The sequence below is a fragment of the Streptomyces sp. NPDC041205 genome, from assembly GCF_055591765.1.
On sequence record NZ_JBVIZH010000002.1, the window covers coordinates 852,144 to 870,327 of the forward strand.

The following is an 18,184-nucleotide window of genomic DNA, read 5'->3' on the forward strand; positions in this document are numbered from 1 at the left end:
GGACGTCCTCGGTCGGCCTGCGCCGGAATTGAACCGGAATTGGACCCCGTCCAAATGTTGCCGACACCCAGTCGGCGGAGTTCACTGGCCTGTGTGCCCGAGCCTCGTGCGATGGGAGGACGCTCATGACGTACACGACGAACAACGCCGGGATCCCGGTGGAGAGCGACGAACACTCGCTGACCGTCGGGTCCGAAGGACCGATCCTGCTCCAGGACCACTACCTCATCGAGAAGATGGCCCAGTTCAACCGGGAACGGGTCCCCGAACGGGTGGTGCACGCCAAGGGATCAGGGGCGTACGGGACCTTCGAGGTCACCAACGACGTCAGCCAGTTCACCAAGGCCGACCTCTTCCAGCCCGGCAGGCGCACCGAGATGCTGGCGCGCTTCTCGACCGTCGCGGGTGAGCAGGGTTCGCCCGACACCTGGCGCGACCCCCGCGGCTTCGCGCTGAAGTTCTACACCCAGCACGGCAATTACGACCTGGTGGGCAACAACACGCCGATCTTCTTCGTCCGGGACCCGATCAAGTTCCAGGACTTCATCCGCTCCCAGAAGCGCACCCCCGCCAGCGGTCTGCGCGACCACGACATGCAGTGGGACTTCTGGACGCTGTCCCCCGAGTCCGCGCACATGGTGACGTGGCTGATGGGCGACCGCGGCATCCCGAAGACGTACCGCCACATGAACGGCTACTCCTCGCACACGTATATGTGGATCAACGGCGGCGGCGAGAAGTTCTGGGTGAAGTACCACTTCAAGACCGACCAGGGCATCGACTTCCTCACCCAGGCCGAGGCCGACGAGCTCGCCGGGACGGACGGCGACGCCCACCGGCGGGACCTGTTCGAGTCGATCGCGCGGGGCGAGCACCCGAGCTGGACGCTCAAGGTCCAGATCATGCCGTTCGAGGACGCCCCGGACTACCGCTTCAACCCGTTCGACCTGACGAAGGTGTGGCCGCACGGCGACTACCCGCTGATCGAGGTCGGCCGGATGCGCCTCGACAAGAACCCCGAGGACTTCCACATCCACATCGAGCAGGCCGCGTTCGAGCCCTCCAGCATGGTGCCCGGCATCGGCCCGTCCCCGGACAAGATGCTGCTCGGACGGCTGTTCTCGTACCCCGACACGCACCGCTACCGCATCGGCCCCAACTACGCCCAGTTGCCGCCGAACCGCCCGCGCACGGCCGTCGCCTCGTACGCGAAGGACGGGCCGATGCGTTACGAGGCGGCCGACGTGGCCCGGCCGTACGCGCCCAACTCCTACGGCGGCCCGGCCGCCCCCGTCCAGGAGTCCGTGGACCCCGCGGGCTGGCGGACGGCGGGCGAGATGGTGCGCGAGGCGTACAAGCGGCACCGCGAGGACGACGACTTCGGTCAGGCGGGCACGCAGGTGCGGCAGGTGCTCGACGACGCGCAGCGCGAACGGCTCGTGTCGAACATCAGCGGCCACCTCCTCGACGGCGTCTCCCGGCCCGTCCTCGACCGGGCGCTCGCGTACTGGCGCAACGTGGACAAGGAGCTGGGCGACAGGGTCGCGGCGAAGGTCAACGGCGGCGGGGCGTAGCCGCCCGTCCGGGTCACCCCGGTACGTCCTGCCGGTCACCCCGGTACCGCCCGGGCCGTCACCCCGGCCCGGGCGCTCCGCGCGGTCAGTCGGCCCGGTCCGAGCGGTCCGCCCTGTCGTCCGGGTCGTCCGGGATGCCCCACGTCGGTGGTGGCGTCGTCGGAGTCGTCGGCGGGTTCGTCGGCGTCGTCGGGGTCGTGGGCGGCTTCGTCGACGGGGTCGTCGGCGGCTTGGTCGACGGAGGCTTCGTCGACGGCGGCTGGGTCGTCGGCTTGTCCTTGTCCTCGTCGTCCGTCTCGGTGGGCGGCGCCGTCGGGGTGCGCGGGGCCTGCGTCGTCGGCTCGGGCGGCGCTTCGACGCCGGAGCCCATGTCCGTCTTCAGGTTGAACTTGGTGCGCGAGCCCGTCGCGTTGAACGTGTACGCCGCCCAGACCTCGGCGGGGAAGCTGCCGCCGTCGACGCGGGGCTTGCCGCCCGCGCCCCGCATGGACACCTGATCGCCGCGCTTGAACTTGCCGTCGTCCTCGGGCTGCTCGCCGAACAGGCCGACGGACGTGACCAGCTTCGGGGTGTAGCCCACGAACCAGGCCGACTTGTTGTCGTCGGACGTACCGGTCTTGCCCGCGACCGACTGGCCCTTGCGGTTGCTCGCGTCGCGCACCGAGGCCCGCGCCGTGCCGTCGTCGACCACGCCGGTCAGGACGGACGTGACGGAGTCCGCGGCGCCGCGGCTGATGACCTCGTCGCCGATCGCGTCCGGCAGGTCGACGGAGCGGTCCTTGTGCTCGACCGACTTCACGAGCTGCGGCGTGACCTTCTTGCCGTGGTTGTCGAGCGTCGCGTACACGCCCGCCATCTCCAGCGGGCTCGCGCCCATCGAGCCGAGGGTCTGCGCGGGCACGGCGGGCAGGCCCTTGACGTCCATGCCGAGCTTGCCCGCGGTCTGAAGGACCTTGTCCATGTCGACGTCCACGCCCATCTGCGCGAACACGGAGTTGACGGACTTGTTCATCGCCGTCTGGACGGTCACGGGGCCGTAGGAGCGGCCGTCCTCGTTGGGCGGCGCGAAGCCGATGTCGCTGCCCTTGACGGGGCGCTTGCTGCGGCCGCTGTAGATGGTGTCCGCCGTGATCGGCTTGCCGTCCTGCGTCTTGGCGCCCTGCTCCAGGGCGGCGGCGAGGATCAGCGGCTTGAAGGTGGAGGCGGGCTGGTAGTCGGCGCGGGTGGCGTTGTTCGTGAAGTGCTTCAGATAGTCCCGGCCGCCGTACATCGCGACGATCCCGCCGGTCTTCGGGTCGACGGACACGGCACCGGCCTGCACGCGCGCGTCGGCCTTGCTCTTGCCCGGCTCCAGATGGTCGTTGAGCTTGTTGTCGACCGCCTTCTCCAGCTGGCGCTGCTTCTTGGGGTCGATGTTGAGCGTGATGGTGTAGCCGCCCGCCTTGAGCTGCGCCTCCGCCTCGGACTTGGTGTAGCCCTCCTTGACGAGCTGCGCCTCGATGGCCTCGTTCGCGGCCCGGACCAGATAGCCGGTCTGCCCCTTCATCTCGGGGTCGGGCTTCGGTTCGTGCGGCTTGGGGAACGTCAGGCGGTCGCGCTCGGTGGAGTCGAGCCAGCCCTGCTCGACCATGTTGTTCAGTACGTAGTCCCAGCGCTCCCTGACCAGCTTCTTGCCGGTGGGCGTGGCCGTCGCCCAGTCGTAGGAGCTGGGGGCCTGCAGGAGCGCGGCGAGGTAGGCGCCCTGCGCGACGTTCAGCTTCTCGGCGTCGACGCCGTAGTAGGCCTGGGCGGCGGCCTGGATGCCGTAGGCGCCGCGACCGTAGTACACGGTGTTGAGATAGCCCGCGAGGATGTCGTCCTTGCTCTTCTCGCGGTCCACCTTCAGCGAGATGACCAGTTCCTTGAGCTTGCGCGAGACGGTCTGGTCCTGCGTGAGGTAGTAGTTCTTCACGTACTGCTGGGTGATCGTCGAGCCGCCCTGCTTCCCCTTGCCGGACAGCGTGTTGAGCACACCGCGGGCGGTGCCCTTCAGGTCGACGCCCGAGTCCTTGTAGAAGGACTTGTTCTCGGCGGCGACGAAGGTGCGCTGGACGGGCTTGGGGATCTTGTCCAGGTCGATGATCTCGCGGTTCACGTCGCCGTCGCCGTCACGGGCGAGGAGCGAGCCGTCGCTGTACTTGTAGACGTTGCTCTGCAGCCGCGCGGCGGCGTTGCCCTTGGGGATGTCCACGACCAGGTACAGCACGACGAAGCCGAGCATCAGCAGCAGGACGAAGGAGAAGAACGCGCCGAGGAGCTTCTTCCAGGTGAAGAAGCGGCGGATGCCGGTCTTCTTGGGCTTGGCCGGGCGGGCGCGGCGGGCGGCGCGGCGGCCGCCGCCCTCGCCCTCGCCGGACTCGCCCGGGCCGGATATGCCCTCGCGGGAGGCGTCCTCGCCGACGGGGTCGCCGCCGGCCGGCCCGTTCGCGGCGGGTCCGGCCACGGAGGGACTGCCGGTGGCGGGGGCGCCGCCGGACGGGCGGGGGCGCGCTGCTCGGCGCGCACCGCGCTGCCGCGCTTTTCGCTCTTCCGCTCGGCCCATGACTGTGGCGCTCCGCTTCGTCTCGTCGTCTTCGTACCGCGTACTGCGTGTCTGCGTCGTGCTCGGGTTCCTGCCGCTGAGTGCACCGGCACCTCAGGTCAGCTCATGAAGCTAACACCGCGCCAGTGGACAAACGCCCCACGATCCGGCCTTTTCCGGACGTGACAATCAGCACCCGGCACAGGGGAACCAGTGCTGTCCCACCCAAATCGACTCACCAGGACCACCGACGGTTGCCCGCGAACCGAACGCACAGCCGCTCACCGACCTAGACACTGCGCGTATACACACCACGTATACGTGCTGTGTATAGTGCTCCGCATGTCCATCGGTCACACCCTCCTCGGGCTCCTCGAATCAGGGCCCCGCCACGGCTACGACCTCAAGCGCGCCTTCGACGAGAAGTTCGGGCACGACAAGCCGCTGCACTACGGCCAGGTCTACTCGACCATGTCCCGGCTCCTGAAGAACGGCCTCGTCGAGGTCGACGGGGTGGAGGCAGGCGGCGGTCCCGAGCGGAAGCGGTACGCCATCACCGAGGCGGGCATCACCGATGTCCAGCGGTGGCTCGCGACACCGGAGAAGCCCGAGCCGTACCTCCAGTCGACGCTGTACACCAAGGTCGTCCTCGCGCTGCTCACCCACCGCGACGCCGCCGACATCCTCGACACCCAGCGCGCGGAGCATCTGCGCCTGATGCGGATCCTCACCGACCGCAAGCGGAAGGGCGATCTCGCCGATCAGCTCATCTGCGACCACGCCCTGTTCCATCTCGAAGCCGACCTGCGCTGGCTGGAGCTCACCTCCGCCCGACTGGGCAAGCTCGCCAAGGAGGTGCTCCCCGGATGACTCCCGCGGGTTCCCTGCTGACCGCCGACGGACTGCGCAAGACGTACGGTCCGACGACCGCCCTCGACGGCGCCGAATTCTCCATCCACCCCGGCGAGATCGTCGCCGTGATGGGCCCCTCCGGCTCCGGCAAGTCCACGCTGCTGCACTGCCTCGCGGGGATCGTGCGGCCGGACGCGGGCGAGATCACGTACAACGGCCAGAGCCTGGCCGGCATGAGCGACACCGCGCTCAGCGCGCTGCGCCGCAGCGAGTTCGGGTTCGTGTTCCAGTTCGGACAGCTCGTCCCGGAGCTGACGTGCCTGGAGAACGTGGCGCTGCCGCTCAGGCTCAACGGCGCCAAGCGCCGCGACGCCGAGCGGACCGCCCTGTCCTGGATGGAGCGCCTGGAGGTCGACGACGTACGCGACAAGCGTCCCGGCCAGGCATCCGGCGGCCAGGGCCAGCGCGTCGCCGTGGCCCGCTCCCTCGTCACCAACCCGCGCGTGCTGTTCGCGGACGAGCCCACCGGCGCCCTCGACTCCCTCAACGGCGAGCGCGTGATGGAACTGCTCACCGACGCCGCCCGCTCCACCAACGCGGCCGTCGTCCTCGTCACCCACGAGACCCGGGTCGCCGCCTACTCCGACCGCGAGGTCGTCGTGCGCGACGGCAAGTCCCGGGACATGGAGCGCCTGGTATGAGCACGACCCGTACGAAGCCGGTGGCGCCGCCCGTCGCCACGGACCGGCCCACCGGACCCACCGGCGCCCGCGCCTGGCTCCGCGACCTCGTCATGGGCATCCGCTTCGCGGTCGGCGGCGGCCGGGAGGGCTGGGTGCGCACCACGCTCACCGCCGTCGGCGTGGGCCTGGGCGTCGCGCTGCTGCTCGGCGCCGCCTCCGTGCCGGACCTGCTCGCCAACCGCGACGCCCGCGCGACGGCACGCCAGCCCGCCGACACCATGGCCGCCAAGACGATCGAACGCACCGAGTCGACGATCCTGATCGTCGACGCGGGCACCGACTTCCGCGACTCGGAGATCGGCGGCCGCTCGGTGCGCGCCGACGGCCGCGACCCGGTGCTCCCGCCCGGCGTGAGCGAGCTGCCGAAGGGCGGCGAGATGCTGGTCTCGCCCGCCCTGCGCGACCTGATGAACAGCTCCGAGGGCAAGCTCCTCAAGGAGCGCTTCAAGGGCTATCGCGTCACGGGCACCATCGGTGACGCGGGCCTGATGAGCCCCAAGGAGCTCTACTACTACACGGGTTCCGACACCCTCACCAAGGCGCAGGGCGCCCACCGGGTCAAGGAGTTCGGCTACAAGAACCCGGCCGAGCCGCTCGACCCGCTCCTGGTCGTGCTCGTCGTCCTGATCTGCGTCGTCCTCCTCACCCCGGTGCTCATCTTCATCGGCACCGCGGTGCGCTTCGGCGGCGAGCGGCGCGATCAGCGCCTCGCGGCGCTGCGGCTGGTCGGCGCGGACCGGCGGGCGGTGCGCCGGATCGCGGCGGGCGAGGCGCTCTTCGGCGCGCTGCTCGGTCTCGCGCTCGGTGCCGTGTTCTTCCTGGGCGTACGGCAGTTGGTGGGCGTCGTCGACATCTGGAAGGTCAGCGCGTTCCCCTCCGACATGGTGCCGCTGCCCGGGCTCGCCGCGCTGATCGCGGTGGCCGTGCCGGTCTCGTCCGTGCTCGTCACGCTGGTCTCGCTGCGCGCCGTCGCCATCGAGCCCCTCGGTGTCGTGCGCAGCGCGACGGCACGCAAGCGGCGGCTGTGGTGGCGGCTGCTGCTGCCCGTCGCCGGACTGGTGATCCTGCTCAACCAGGACCAGGTGACCCGCAGCGCCGGCGAGGACGTGCAGGTGTACTCCATCGCCCTGGGCGCCACCCTCGTCCTGGTGGGCCTCGCGACGCTGATGCCCTGGCTGGTCGAGGCGGCCGTGGCCCGGCTGCGCGGCGGGCCCGTGCCCTGGCAGCTCGCCACCCGGCGGCTGCAGTTGAGCAGCGGCACGGCGGCCCGCGCGGTCAGCGGCATCACGGTCGCGGTGGCGGGCGCGGTCGCCCTGCAGATGCTCTTCGCGTCCATGCACGACGACTTCAACACCACCACCGACCAGGACCCCCGGCGCGCCCAGCTCAACGTCAGCTCGCCGGAGGCCAGCGGTCCGCTCGCCCAGCGGATGATCGACGACTTCCGCGCCGCGAAGGGCGTCAAGGGCGTCATCGGCCGGGTCTCGTCGTACGTGGTCAAGCCGGGCGAGCTGAAGAACGCCGACGACATGCGGCCCACCACGGAGCTGTCCGTCGGTACCTGCGCGACCCTGCGCGAGCTGGCGCGGGTCAGCTCCTGCAAGGACGGCGACACCTTCGTCGTGCACACCGGGGACCGCGAACTCGACCAGTGGGTGGACCAGACTGCACGGCCCGGCAAGAAGCTGGACCTCAACAGCGAGAGCTGGGGCGACTACGCGAGCGAGGCACGCGGGAAGCACGCCCCGTGGACGCTGCCGAAGTCGACCCGCACGGTCACCTCGCGCCCCGACCCGGTGGGCGACCGCTACAACGGCGTCTTCGTGACGCCCGGCGCGATCGACGTGGCGAAGCTGTCGGACGCGAGCACCCAGGCCCTGGTGCAGATCGACCCGAAGGTCACGGACGCCGAGGAGTACGTGCGCAACGCGGCCACGCAGATCGATCCGCTGATCCGCGTGTACACGATCCGCATGATCGAGCGCGACAAGCAGTACGCCTCGGTGCAGAAGGGGCTGCAGGCGGGCGCGATCGCCACCATGCTGCTGATCGCCGCGTCCATGCTCGTCTCCACCCTTGAGCAACTGCGCGAGCGCAAGCGGCTCCTGGCGGCCCTGACCGCCTTCGGCACCCGGCGCTCGTCGATGGCCTGGTCGGTGCTGTGGCAGACGGCCATCCCGGTGGTGCTCGGCCTCGGCCTCGCCATCACCGGCGGCCTGGCCCTCGGGACCGTGATGTGCCGGATGGTGGACAAGTCCGTCACCGACTGGCTGGTGTTCCTGCCGCTGTGCGCGGCGGGTGCCGCGCTGGTCGCGGTGGTGACGCTGCTGAGCCTGCCGGCGCTGTGGCGGATGATGCGGCCGGATGGGCTCCGTACGGAGTGATGTCCACGGCGCGGCAGCCCTTCGCCGCCGCTGCGCGGCGGCCGCTCCCACCCGCCCGCCCGTGAAGCTTGTCCCCGGAGTGCCCCCGGCTGCTGGCCCGCCCATGAAGCGCGCCCCCCGGGGGCACTCTCACAACACCCGTACCGGCAGCGGCCGCAGCGCCTCCCTCAAGGCGTCCGCCAGTTCCTCGTACTCCGCCGCCCGCGCCGCGCCCGTGCGCATCGCGAGGGCCACCCTTCGCGTCGGGGCCGGGTCGGCGAAGTACCCCGTCAGGAGTTGGCTGCTGCGGCTCGTCTCCACGCGGACCGCCGTGCGCGGCAGCAGGGTCACGCCGAGGCCGCCCGCGACGAGTTGGACGAGCGTGGAGAGCCCGGCGGCGGTGGTGGTGACGGGGGCGTCGCCACGGCCCGCCTCGCGGCAGATGTCCAGGGCCTGGTCCCGCAGGCAGTGGCCCTCGTCGAGCAGCAGCAGGTTCAGCTCGCGCAGCGCCTCGCGCGGAATGCCCTCGCGGCCGCCCAGCCAGTGGTCCAGCGGCGTGACCAGGACGAAGTCCTCGTCGAAGAGGGGGAGTTCGGTGATGCCGGGTACGCCGAGGGGTACGGCGAGCAGGAGCAGGTCGAGGCGGCCCGCCGCGAGGCCCTCCAGCAGCGAGGACGTCTGCTCCTCGTGCACCTGGAGGTCCAGGTCCGGGTACTTCTCGTGGACGAGGGCGAGCACCGTCGGCAGCAGATACGGCGCCACCGTCGGGATCACACCGAGCCGCAGCGCGCCGGTGAACGGCGCCTTCACCGCGTCCGCCTCCTCCATCAGCGCCTCGACCTCGTCGAGGACCGCCTTGGCGCGCACCGCGAGCCGCTCCCCCGCCGGGGACAGCAGCACCTTGCGGGTGGTGCGCTCCAGGAGCTGGACACCCAGTGCCTCCTCCAAGGCGGACACCGCTCCGGACAGCGCGGGCTGACTCATCCCGATTGCTGCCGCCGCGTCCCTGAAGTGCAGATGCTCGGCCACGGCCGCGAACGCGCGCAGCTGCGCCAGGCTGGGTTGCTTGCCCCTATTTATGGCTCGCACTGATAACTACCTCCGATCAACACGACCGAGTGTAGCTATTTCCCTAATCAATGCACTCTGTGCCACGATCGACAGCAGTCCAACCCCCTGGAGCCCCTTACCGGGCCCCTACGCTGCAAGGAGAGCGCGTGCTCACTGTCGGTGACAAGTTCCCCGAGTTCGACCTGACTGCCTGTGTCTCGCTGGAGAAGGGCAAGGAGTTCGAGCAGATCAACCACAAGACCTACGAAGGCAAGTGGAAGATCGTCTTCGCGTGGCCCAAGGACTTCACCTTCGTGTGCCCGACCGAGATCGCCGCCTTCGGCAAGCTGAACGACGAGTTCGCCGACCGTGACGCCCAGGTCCTCGGCTTCTCCGGCGACTCCGAGTTCGTGCACCACGCCTGGCGCAAGGACCACCCGGACCTGACCGACCTGCCCTTCCCGATGCTGGCGGACTCCAAGCACGAGCTCATGCGTGACCTCGGCATCGAGGGCGAGGACGGCTTCGCGCAGCGCGCCGTCTTCATCGTGGACCAGAACAACGAGATCCAGTTCACGATGGTGACCGCCGGTTCCGTCGGCCGTAACCCCAAGGAGGTCCTGCGGGTCCTCGACGCCCTCCAGACGGACGAGCTCTGCCCGTGCAACTGGAGCAAGGGCGAGGACACCCTGGACGCGGTCGCGCTCCTGGCCGGTGAGTGAGCATGGCCCTCGATGAGCTCAAGTCCGCCGTCCCGGACTACGCCAAGGACCTGAAGCTGAACCTCGGCTCGGTCATCGGCAACTCGGATCTGCCGCAGCAGCAGCTGTGGGGCACGGTGCTCGCCTGCGCGATCGCCTCCCGCTCCCCGAAGGTGCTGCGCGAGCTCGAGCCCGAGGCGAAGGCGAACCTCTCCCCCGAGGCGTACACCGCTGCCAAGTCGGCTGCCGCCGTCATGGCGATGAACAACGTCTTCTACCGCACGCGGCACCTGCTCTCCGACCCGGAGTACGGCACGCTGCGGGCCGGTCTGCGGATGAACGTCATCGGCAACCCGGGTGTGGAGAAGGTCGACTTCGAGCTCTGGTCCCTCGCGGTGTCCGCGATCAACGGCTGTGGGCAGTGCCTCGACTCGCACGAGCAGGTGCTCCGCAAGGCCGGCGTCGACCGCGAGACCATCCAGGAAGCAGTCAAGATCGCCGCCGTCCTCCAGGCGGTCGGCGTCACCCTGGACTCCGAGGAGCACCTGGCCGGCTGACCCGCCGCCGGCTCCTGCTACGCACGCGTAGGGCCCCGCTCACATCGAGCGGGGCCCTACGCGTACCCCACCCCGATCGGCGGAGGCCCGTCCCACCCGCACGGGACACCCGGCCCCGCGCAGGGCCCCCGGCCCGGCCGTTCAGGCGTCCGGCTTCGTGGGGGTGGGGGCCAGTTCGGAGGCTGTGGCACCGCGGGGCTGGGGGGCCTGTTTGAGCGCGGCCTCGCGAGCGTACGCGCGGAGATAGCCGACGACCGTATTCGTCACCGCGACCAGCGGCACCGCCACCACCGCCCCGCCGATCCCGGCGACCATCCCCCCGGCGGCCACGGAGAGCACCACGGCCAGGGGATGCACGGCCACAGCCCGCCCCAGGATGAACGGCTGCAGAATGTGGCCCTCGATCTGCTGCACGGCGAGCACCACGATCAGCGCCATCACCGCCGTGAACACGCCCTGCGTGACGAGCGCGACGACCACGGCGAGCGCCCCGGACACCACGGCGCCCACGAGCGGGATGAACGCGAACAGGAAGATGAAGACGGCGAGCGGCACGGCCATGGGCACGCCGAGGAAGTAGATGCCGACGCCGATGAACACGGCGTCGATGAGAGCCACTATCACCGTGCCCCGCACATACGCGGTGAGCGTCCGCCACGCCCGCGGCCCCGCCCCCGCGACCCCCGGCCGGGCCGCGGCGGGCACCAGCTTCAGGAACCACTTCCAGATGCGCGGCCCGTCGTACAGCAGGAAGAGCGTGGAGAACATCGCGAGGAGGATCCCGGTCATCGCCTCCACGATGACGGTGACGCCCTCGAGCCCGGCGGAGGTGATCTCCTCGGAGTTGGCACCGACCGCCTCGCGCAGGGACTTGGCGATGTCGTTGATCTGGTCCTCGGTGACGTGGAAGGGGCTGTTGAGCAGCCACTTCCGCAAGTCCTCGATGCCGTCCTGGACTTGACTGGAGAGCGTGTCCACGTTCTCCATGACCTGCCAGACCACGAACCAGCCGACGAGCCCCATGACCACGAAGCCGAGCACGGCGGTGCACACGGTGGCGAGCCCCCGCGGCAGCCCGAGCCGCTTGAGGCGGGCCACCGTGGGCTGGAGCAGCGCGGTGATGAGCAGCGCGGCGACGAACGCGAACACGACGAGCTGGACGGCGCTGATGACCTTCATCAGGACCCAGACGGTCCCGGCGAGGACGAGCAGCCGCCAGCCGGCCTCGGCGGCGACCCGCACGCCCCAGGGCACGGCGGCGACGGGGTCGGGCCGTGCCCCTATGTCGGGCGCGTAGGCGGGCGGCGCGGGGACCTGGTCGGCGGTGCCGGAGCCACCCGCACCGGTCTCCCCCGACGTGTCGTCGTCCGACAGGTCGTCGAGGCGGTCCAGCTCGTCCTCGGCGGCAGCGGCGGCCCGCACCCGGTCCGCGTACCGCTTGCGCAGCGACAGCTTCCCGTGGGCGCCGGCGCCGTCGGCGGTGACACCGTTGGCCGGGGCGCTGCCGGAGGCACGCACGGCGGCGGCACCCGCGCCGGAGGCGGAGTCGGCACCCGCGGCGGACGCGGCCACGCCGACCGGCGTCGCGTCGGCCGGTACGTCCCGCGCCCCGGCGCCGGACTCATCCGCCGCCGCGCCCGCGCCCACCGCCGACTGCTCCTTGGAGCCGCCCAGGCGTTCTCCCATCCTGGTCAGCGCGCCGCCCACGCGGCCGCGCCACCCTGGAACTCGCGCCATGATCCGTCCTCTACCCCCGTCTTGCCCCACCACGTACCAAGTCCCCCGGGTTCTTCTCGGGGGACTGCCGGACCGACCGTACACGGACGGGACCCCTCACCGTAGGACGGTGAGGGGTCCCTGAAGGTTGAGAGCGATCTCGGCGCTGTCCACTGCTGGTCAGCGCCGGTCGCGCACCTCAGTACCAGTTGTTGTTCTGCCAGAAGTCCCAGGCACCGCACGGGCTGCCGTAGCGGTCGTTCATGTAGTTGAGGCCCCACTTGATCTGGGTGGCCGGGTTGGTGCGCCAGTCGGCTCCCGCGGAGGCCATCTTGGAACCGGGGAGTGCCTGGACCAGGCCGTACGCGCCGGAGGAGGCGTTGGTGGCCTTGTAGTTCCAGGTCGACTCGTGGTTCACGATGTTGCTGAAGCACTGGAACTGACCGGCCGGGACCATCTGCCGGGCCATCGCCTGGACCTGCGCGACGGAGTAGGAGCTCTGCGGCGCGAAGCTGGAGGCGTCGCGTCCGGAGGAGCGGCTCGCCTTGGACTCGGCGGCCTTCTCACGCTCCTTCTTCTCCGCGGCCTTCTTCGCGGCGGCTTCCTTCTCGGCCTTCTCCGCCTTCTCGGCCGCCTGCTGCTTGGCCACGGCGTCCTTGGCGGCCTGCTTGCGCGCGGCCTCGGCGGCGGACTTCTTCGCGGCCGTGTCGGCGGCCATCGCCTGGGCGTCGGCCTGCTGCGCCACGGAGGTGGTCTGCACCTGGGCGTGCTGACCCGCGGGTATGTCTGCGAGGAGAGTCGCGTCGCTTGCCGTCGTCTCGAGGTCGTTGGACTTCGAGGACTGGGTGTCGCCCGAGGCGACTCCCACGACGGCGCCGACGGTGGTGACCGCAGTGGCCGAAGCCACCGCGAATCCCCGGACCGAGATCCGGCTCACACGGTTTCCTTCCAGCATCGCCCGCATAGGTGACCCCGCGGACGCAATCGTGCCCCTGACGCTGGCCTCCGCTGGGTACATCGGTCACGGGAGGCGCGGGCCCGGTGGACAACTCCTGGGACAGGAGCGCCGCTTGATGCTCGGGCGGCATACGGCTACCACTATGAAGTTCTGTTGTTCCGTACCGCTGGGGGTACAGGAGTGCCGTATGCGGGGCCTGACAGGACCCAGACTCTGCCGTAGCGGGATACCGGGAGGCAATTCCGCGTTGCGTGGGAAAGCTCACACCCCGTTTGCCCCAGGAGTTTTGCGGAAACCCCCGCACATCAAGACGCCGCCCGGCTAGGCTCACTCGCTTCGCCGGGCGGCGCCAACTACCCCGTAGGGGAACCGAACTTGGACAGATGCCCCAGATCCATCGGACCTCTCGGTCCGCTGGTACCAGGCGGTGTCAGATCTGAACATCCTCCAGCATTTCGGTCACAAGTGCCGCGATCTGCGACCTCTCGGACCGGGTGAGGGTGACATGCGCGAAGAGCGGATGCCCCTTCAGTTTCTCGATGACGGCCACGACTCCGTCGTACCGGCCGACCCGGAGGTTGTCGCGCTGGGCGACGTCATGGGTCAGTACGACACGTGAATTCGCCCCGATCCTGGACAGAACGGTCAAGAGGACGTTCCGCTCCAGGGATTGGGCCTCGTCCACGATGACGAAGGCGTCGTGCAGCGAGCGGCCCCGGATGTGGGTCAGCGGCAGCACCTCCAGCATGCCGCGCGCCGAGACCTCCTCGATGACCTCCTTGCCCGCGACGGACCCGAGGGTGTCGAAGACGGCCTGTGCCCAGGGCCCCATCTTCTCGGCCTCGGTGCCCGGCAGATAGCCGAGCTCCTGCCCGCCCACCGCGTACAGCGGCCGGAACACCATCACCTTCTGGTGCTGGCGGCGCTCCAGGACGGCCTCCAGGCCCGCGCAGAGGGCGAGCGCCGACTTGCCGGTGCCCGCGCGTCCGCCCATCGACATGATGCCGATGTCCGGATCGAGGAGGAGGTCGAGCGCGATGCGCTGCTCCGCGCTGCGGCCCTTGATGCCGAAGGCCTCCCGGTCGCCGCGTACGAGACGGACGTTGCCCTCGGGCGAGACCCGGCCGAGGGCCTTGCCCCGCTCGGACTGGATGGTCAGGCCCGTGTGCACGGGCAGGTCGGCGGCCTCGGGGACGTACAGGCTCTCCGTCTCGAAGAGAAGGTCGACCTGCTCCCCCGAGAGGGTCAGTTCGGACATTCCGGTCCAGCCGGAGGCGTCCGTGATGGCGAGCTCCGCGCGGTACTCCTCGGCGAGGAGACCTACGGACGATGCCTTGATTCTGAGCGGCAGGTCCTTGGAGACGACCGTGACCTCGTACCCCTCCGCCTGGAGGTTGCGTGCCACCGCGAGGATCCGTGAGTCGTTGTCGCCCAGGCGGTAGCCCGCCGGGAGCACGCCGGGGTCGGAGTGGTTGAGCTCGACGCGCAGCGTGCCGCCCAGGTCGCCGATCGGGATCGGCGCGTCCAGGCGCCCGAAGCGGATCCGGCAGTCGTCGAGCAGGCGCAGCGCCTGCCGGGCGAAGTAGCCGAGCTCGGGATGGTGCCGCTTGGCCTCCAGCTCCGTCACGACGACGATCGGCAGCACGACTTCGTGCTCGTCGAAGCGGGACAGGGCGTTCGGGTCGGCGAGCAGAACGCTGGTGTCAAGAACATAGGTGCGCCGGCCTTGCTGGCGCTTTGTGCTGGTCACCACGGAAGGACGTACCCCCTCGGATGAGGTCGGGGAGCGACGGAGGGAACTGGGCCGGTGACTGGCCGCCCTGCGCGGGCCGAGCACCGGCCCTCCCTGTCGTCCGCGCTCGGCGCGCGGTCGTCCTGGTGCAAAGGGCCTCCCGGGCGGACGGCCCCGTGCCGTCCGCTGAGATCCGGCGTCCGTGAATCGGACGCCGACCTGCAAGTGGTATTCCCTCGAACAAGCGCAGCCATGCCATGGCATATGACGGCGCGTTGGTTAACTCCTGGTTACCGAGACCTCATCGGGGTGCTTGCGTCATCCGCCGTAACGGCGGTGGCGCGCGGCGTAATCGCGCAGCGCACGCAGGAAGTCGACCTTCCGGAACGCCGGCCAGAAGACTTCGCAGAAGTAGTACTCGGAGTGAGCGGACTGCCAGAGCATGAAGCCCGACAGACGCTGTTCTCCACTCGTCCGGATCACCAGATCGGGGTCGGGCTGGCCGCTCGTGTAGAGGTGCTTGGAGATCTGTTCGACGTCGACGCTCTCGGCGATGTCCTCGATGGAGGTGCCGCGCTCGGCGTGGTCGAGCAGCAGGGAGCGGACGGCGTCGGCGATCTCCTGGCGGCCGCCGTAGCCCACGGCGACGTTGACGAGTATTCCGCTTCGGGTGTGGGTGGCCTGCTCCGCCTCCTTCAGCACGCCCTGGGTGCGGGCCGGGAGCAGGTCGAGGGCGCCGACGTGGTGGACGCGCCAGCGGCCGTCGTCGACGAGGCTGCGGACGGTGTCCTCGATGATGCCGAGGAGCGGGCCCAGCTCCTCCTCGGGGCGGTCGAAGTTGTCCGTGGAGAGCATCCACAGCGTGACGACCTCGACGTCCGTCTCGGCGCACCAGCCGAGGAACTCCTCGATCTTGTACGCGCCCGCCTGGTGGCCCTGGGCGGTGGTGCCGCCGGAGGCCTTCGCCCAGCGGCGGTTGCCGTCGAGGATGACGCCGATGTGCTTGGGCACCTGGTCGTGGTCGAGGCGGCCTTCCACCCGGCGTGCGTAGAGTCCGTACACCAGGTCGCGCAGCTTCACCTTTGTCAGCCCCTCCATACAGACGGCAGTCCCCGAAGGCGAAAGCGTACCGCTGCGCGGACGCCTCCCGATCCGGGGTGCGGCCCGCCTTCCGTTTCCGGCACGGGCCTTGTGAGTACACGCGTACGGGCCACGTCGCGGTTCCCTGAAGTAGCTTCGTCCTCATGAACGACACCTCCGAATACCGCGCGGCGGCGGACCGTTACGACTCCATGGAGTACCGGCGCAGTGGTCGCAGCGGCCTGAAGCTGCCCGCCGTCTCCCTCGGCCTCTGGCACAACTTCGGCGACGACCGCGCCCTGGACTCCCAGCGCGCGATCCTTCGCCGCGCCTTCGACCTGGGCGTCACCCACTTCGACCTGGCGAACAACTACGGCCCGCCGCCCGGCAGCGCGGAGCTGAACTTCGGCAAGCTCTTCGCCCAGGACTTCGCCCCCTACCGGGACGAGCTGGTCATCTCGACCAAGGCGGGCTACCTCATGAACCCCGGCCCGTACGGCGAGTGGGGTTCCCGCAAGTACCTGCTGTCCTCGCTCGACGCATCCCTGGAGCGCATGGGCCTCGACTACGTCGACATCTTCTACTCGCACCGCTTCGACCCGGACACCCCGCTGGAAGAGACGATGGGCGCGCTGGCCTCGGCCGTCCAGCAGGGCAAGGCGCTGTACGTCGGCGTCTCCTCGTACAACAGCGAGCAGACCGCGGAGGCGGCGCGGCTGCTGCGCGAGATGGGCGTCCGTCCCCTCATCCACCAGCCGTCGTACTCGATGATCAACCGCTGGACCGAGGACGACGGGCTGCTCGACACCCTGGAGGCGGCCGGCATGGGCTGCATCTCCTTCGTGCCGCTCGCCCAGGGCCTGCTCACGAACAAGTACCTGAAGGGCATCCCCGAGGGCTCCCGCGCCACCCAGGGCAAGTCCCTCGACCCGGAGCTGCTCAATGACGAGGTCGTACGCCGCCTCAATGGCCTGAACGACATCGCCTCCCGGCGCGGCCAGTCGCTCGCGCAACTGGCGCTGAACTGGGTCCTGCGCGACGAGCGCATGACGTCCGCGCTCATCGGGGCCTCCAGCGTGAAGCAGTTGGAGGAGAACGTGGCGGCGCTTTCGGGTCCGAAGCTGACGGATGGGGAGCTCGCGGAGATCGACACGTTCGCGGTGTCCACGCCCGGGACGAACATCTGGGCTGGTCGGAGCTAGTTCTGGCCGGGGGCCTTGGGTGGCCTGGGGGTGCCCTTGCGCAGGGGGTCTTGGCCGGGGCGGTTGCTCTTGGCCGGGGACGGTTGCTCGTGGCCGGGGCGCCCCCGGTCGCGCTGCGCGCTCGCCCTCAAGCGCCGGACGGGCTGAGTGGGTGTCCGGCGCATGCCCTCCGGCGGGTGCGGAAGTGGGCACAAAAAACGGGCCGGTCCGTGGGGGGGGAGACGGACCGGCCCGAGGGGGGGTTTCCACCATAACCCTTCGTAAGTGGTTCGGGGTGCATCGGCGTGCCACAACTACGCTCCGAAATCGCCCGACAACTGGCTGAGCCTGTTCTCCCACCGGATTTCGGCCCTCCCGGCGGGATCCGGTCGCCGGGCGCGGGTACTCCCGAAGGGTGACGCGGGCGTGGGGAGCGGGCTTGACGGCGATGGGTGGACCGGCGGGGCGGGAGCAGGGCGAGGGCGCGGCTCGATGGGCGGAAGCCGGGGAGAGGCCGGACTTCGAGGGGTGCGCGAGGCCGCGCAGCCCCCTCCACTGCGCGGCACCGCCCGCGCGGATTTGCTCACGCGAATTAGCGTTGGTCTGAACTTACGGGACGCGTGGAGCGGAATCGAGCCAGTTCGCATAACGATGCGGAATCGACTGGCGGAACCTTGTCAGTTTGCCCCGGTTTGCACGGAGGTGGCGCCGGTTTTCTCGGCGTGCCGCTCCACCAGCCGCTCCATGTGCTTGTCGCCCCAGATACCGAGGGGCACAAGGGCCGCGTTCAAGGTCTGGCCCAGCTCGGTGAGGGAGTACTCGACCTTGGGCGGCACTTCGCGGTAGACCTCGCGGTGGACGATGCCATCGGCTTCCATCTCGCGGAGCTGCTGGATGAGCATCTTCTCGCTGACGCCGGGCACGTGCCGTCGCAGCTCACCGAAGCGGAGCGTACGACCGGCGTGCAGCGCCCACAGGATCAGGGGCTTCCACTTGCCGCCGACGACATCGACGGCCGCGTCCAGGCCGCAGAGGTACGGTCCCTTGCGATGCGCCATGCCAACTCCTCGTCCACGTACCGGCTCCGCCGCCTCACTTACCGAACCGACAGTACCGC

The 18,184-nt window shown here is 69.9% G+C and carries 14 protein-coding genes; 7 read left to right on the forward strand and 7 right to left on the reverse strand.

Going from position 1 to position 18,184, the window contains the following annotated elements:
• Positions 1 to 125 precede the first annotated feature (125 nt).
• Positions 126 to 1,574 carry a catalase gene (locus ACZ6BG_RS10735; RefSeq protein WP_468999563.1) on the forward strand — a complete coding sequence of 483 codons (1,449 nt, stop codon included), beginning with the start codon at positions 126 to 128 and terminating at the stop codon, positions 1,572 to 1,574.
• An 85-nt stretch (positions 1,575 to 1,659) separates the two neighbouring features.
• Here the strand turns inward: ACZ6BG_RS10735 and ACZ6BG_RS10740 are convergent, their stop codons facing one another.
• The gene (locus tag ACZ6BG_RS10740; RefSeq protein WP_468999564.1) at positions 1,660 to 4,155 is read right to left on the reverse strand and encodes a transglycosylase domain-containing protein; all 2,496 of its coding nucleotides are present in this window, start codon (positions 4,153 to 4,155) and stop codon (positions 1,660 to 1,662) included.
• Positions 4,156 to 4,476: 321 nt separating this feature from the next.
• Between ACZ6BG_RS10740 and ACZ6BG_RS10745 the strand changes: the two genes are divergently transcribed.
• Genes ACZ6BG_RS10745 through ACZ6BG_RS10755 form a run of 3 tightly spaced genes read left to right on the forward strand, consistent with a single transcriptional unit; the run spans position 4,477 to position 8,113 of the window.
• A complete protein-coding gene (locus ACZ6BG_RS10745) occupies positions 4,477 to 5,004 on the forward strand; it encodes a PadR family transcriptional regulator (RefSeq protein WP_381483542.1) in 528 nt (175 codons plus the stop codon).
• The gene (locus ACZ6BG_RS10750; RefSeq protein ID WP_468999565.1) at positions 5,001 to 5,687 is read left to right on the forward strand and encodes an ABC transporter ATP-binding protein; all 687 of its coding nucleotides are present in this window, start codon (positions 5,001 to 5,003) and stop codon (positions 5,685 to 5,687) included. The genes ACZ6BG_RS10745 and ACZ6BG_RS10750 overlap by 4 nt, the downstream gene beginning before the upstream one ends.
• The gene (locus ACZ6BG_RS10755; protein WP_468999566.1) at positions 5,684 to 8,113 is read left to right on the forward strand and encodes an ABC transporter permease; all 2,430 of its coding nucleotides are present in this window, start codon (positions 5,684 to 5,686) and stop codon (positions 8,111 to 8,113) included. The genes ACZ6BG_RS10750 and ACZ6BG_RS10755 overlap by 4 nt, the downstream gene beginning before the upstream one ends.
• Positions 8,114 to 8,242: 129 nt before the next feature.
• On the opposite strand, the gene ACZ6BG_RS10760 is transcribed toward ACZ6BG_RS10755, so the two are convergent.
• Positions 8,243 to 9,181 (reverse strand): LysR substrate-binding domain-containing protein, encoded by a 939-nt coding sequence (locus ACZ6BG_RS10760; protein WP_468999567.1) that lies wholly within the window; start codon positions 9,179 to 9,181, stop codon positions 8,243 to 8,245.
• Between the two features lie 128 nt (positions 9,182 to 9,309).
• Here ACZ6BG_RS10760 and ACZ6BG_RS10765 point away from each other — a divergent pair, with 128 nt between their 5' ends.
• Entirely contained in the window at positions 9,310 to 9,864 is a 555-nt protein-coding gene (locus tag ACZ6BG_RS10765) for a peroxiredoxin (protein WP_150512830.1), read from the forward strand.
• A gap of 2 nt (positions 9,865 to 9,866) precedes the next feature.
• The gene (locus tag ACZ6BG_RS10770) at positions 9,867 to 10,400 is read left to right on the forward strand and encodes an alkyl hydroperoxide reductase (protein ID WP_468999568.1); all 534 of its coding nucleotides are present in this window, start codon (positions 9,867 to 9,869) and stop codon (positions 10,398 to 10,400) included.
• Positions 10,401 to 10,541: 141 nt separating this feature from the next.
• Here ACZ6BG_RS10770 and ACZ6BG_RS10775 read toward each other — a convergent pair whose 3' ends face one another.
• The 4 genes from ACZ6BG_RS10775 to ACZ6BG_RS10790 all read right to left on the reverse strand — a co-directional run bounded on the left by ACZ6BG_RS10775 (position 10,542) and on the right by ACZ6BG_RS10790 (position 15,886).
• The gene (locus ACZ6BG_RS10775; RefSeq protein ID WP_468999569.1) at positions 10,542 to 12,137 is read right to left on the reverse strand and encodes an AI-2E family transporter; all 1,596 of its coding nucleotides are present in this window, start codon (positions 12,135 to 12,137) and stop codon (positions 10,542 to 10,544) included.
• A gap of 178 nt (positions 12,138 to 12,315) precedes the next feature.
• Positions 12,316 to 13,053 (reverse strand): aggregation-promoting factor C-terminal-like domain-containing protein, encoded by a 738-nt coding sequence (locus ACZ6BG_RS10780; protein ID WP_468999570.1) that lies wholly within the window; start codon positions 13,051 to 13,053, stop codon positions 12,316 to 12,318.
• Positions 13,054 to 13,504: 451 nt separating this feature from the next.
• On the reverse strand, positions 13,505 to 14,827 hold the full coding sequence (locus tag ACZ6BG_RS10785; RefSeq protein WP_468999571.1) for a PhoH family protein: 1,323 nt from the start codon (positions 14,825 to 14,827) through the stop codon (positions 13,505 to 13,507).
• Positions 14,828 to 15,124: 297 nt separating this feature from the next.
• Entirely contained in the window at positions 15,125 to 15,886 is a 762-nt protein-coding gene (locus tag ACZ6BG_RS10790; protein ID WP_468451732.1) for an isoprenyl transferase, read from the reverse strand.
• Positions 15,887 to 16,050: 164 nt separating this feature from the next.
• On the opposite strand from ACZ6BG_RS10790, the gene mgrA reads away from it, so the two are divergent.
• Positions 16,051 to 17,088, forward strand: a complete 1,038-nt coding sequence (mgrA, locus tag ACZ6BG_RS10795; protein WP_468999572.1) for an L-glyceraldehyde 3-phosphate reductase — start codon at positions 16,051 to 16,053, stop codon at positions 17,086 to 17,088.
• Positions 17,089 to 17,744: 656 nt separating this feature from the next.
• Here the strand turns inward: mgrA and ACZ6BG_RS10800 are convergent.
• Positions 17,745 to 18,125 (reverse strand): winged helix-turn-helix transcriptional regulator, encoded by a 381-nt coding sequence (locus ACZ6BG_RS10800; protein ID WP_468999573.1) that lies wholly within the window; start codon positions 18,123 to 18,125, stop codon positions 17,745 to 17,747.
• Between the last annotated feature and the right edge of the window lie 59 nt (positions 18,126 to 18,184).

Coding starts and splice junctions, on each gene's coding strand:
- ACZ6BG_RS10770 (WP_468999568.1), top strand. CDS start 9,867: ATGGCCCTCGATGAGCTCAAGTCCGCCGTCCCGGACTACGCCAAGGAC.
- ACZ6BG_RS10800 (WP_468999573.1), bottom strand. CDS start 18,125: ATGGCGCATCGCAAGGGACCGTACCTCTGCGGCCTGGACGCGGCCGTC.
- mgrA (WP_468999572.1), top strand. CDS start 16,051: ATGAACGACACCTCCGAATACCGCGCGGCGGCGGACCGTTACGACTCC.
- ACZ6BG_RS10735 (WP_468999563.1), top strand. CDS start 126: ATGACGTACACGACGAACAACGCCGGGATCCCGGTGGAGAGCGACGAA.
- ACZ6BG_RS10745 (WP_381483542.1), top strand. CDS start 4,477: ATGTCCATCGGTCACACCCTCCTCGGGCTCCTCGAATCAGGGCCCCGC.
- ACZ6BG_RS10750 (WP_468999565.1), top strand. CDS start 5,001: ATGACTCCCGCGGGTTCCCTGCTGACCGCCGACGGACTGCGCAAGACG.
- ACZ6BG_RS10755 (WP_468999566.1), top strand. CDS start 5,684: ATGAGCACGACCCGTACGAAGCCGGTGGCGCCGCCCGTCGCCACGGAC.
- ACZ6BG_RS10740 (WP_468999564.1), bottom strand. CDS start 4,155: ATGGGCCGAGCGGAAGAGCGAAAAGCGCGGCAGCGCGGTGCGCGCCGA.
- ACZ6BG_RS10775 (WP_468999569.1), bottom strand. CDS start 12,137: ATGGCGCGAGTTCCAGGGTGGCGCGGCCGCGTGGGCGGCGCGCTGACC.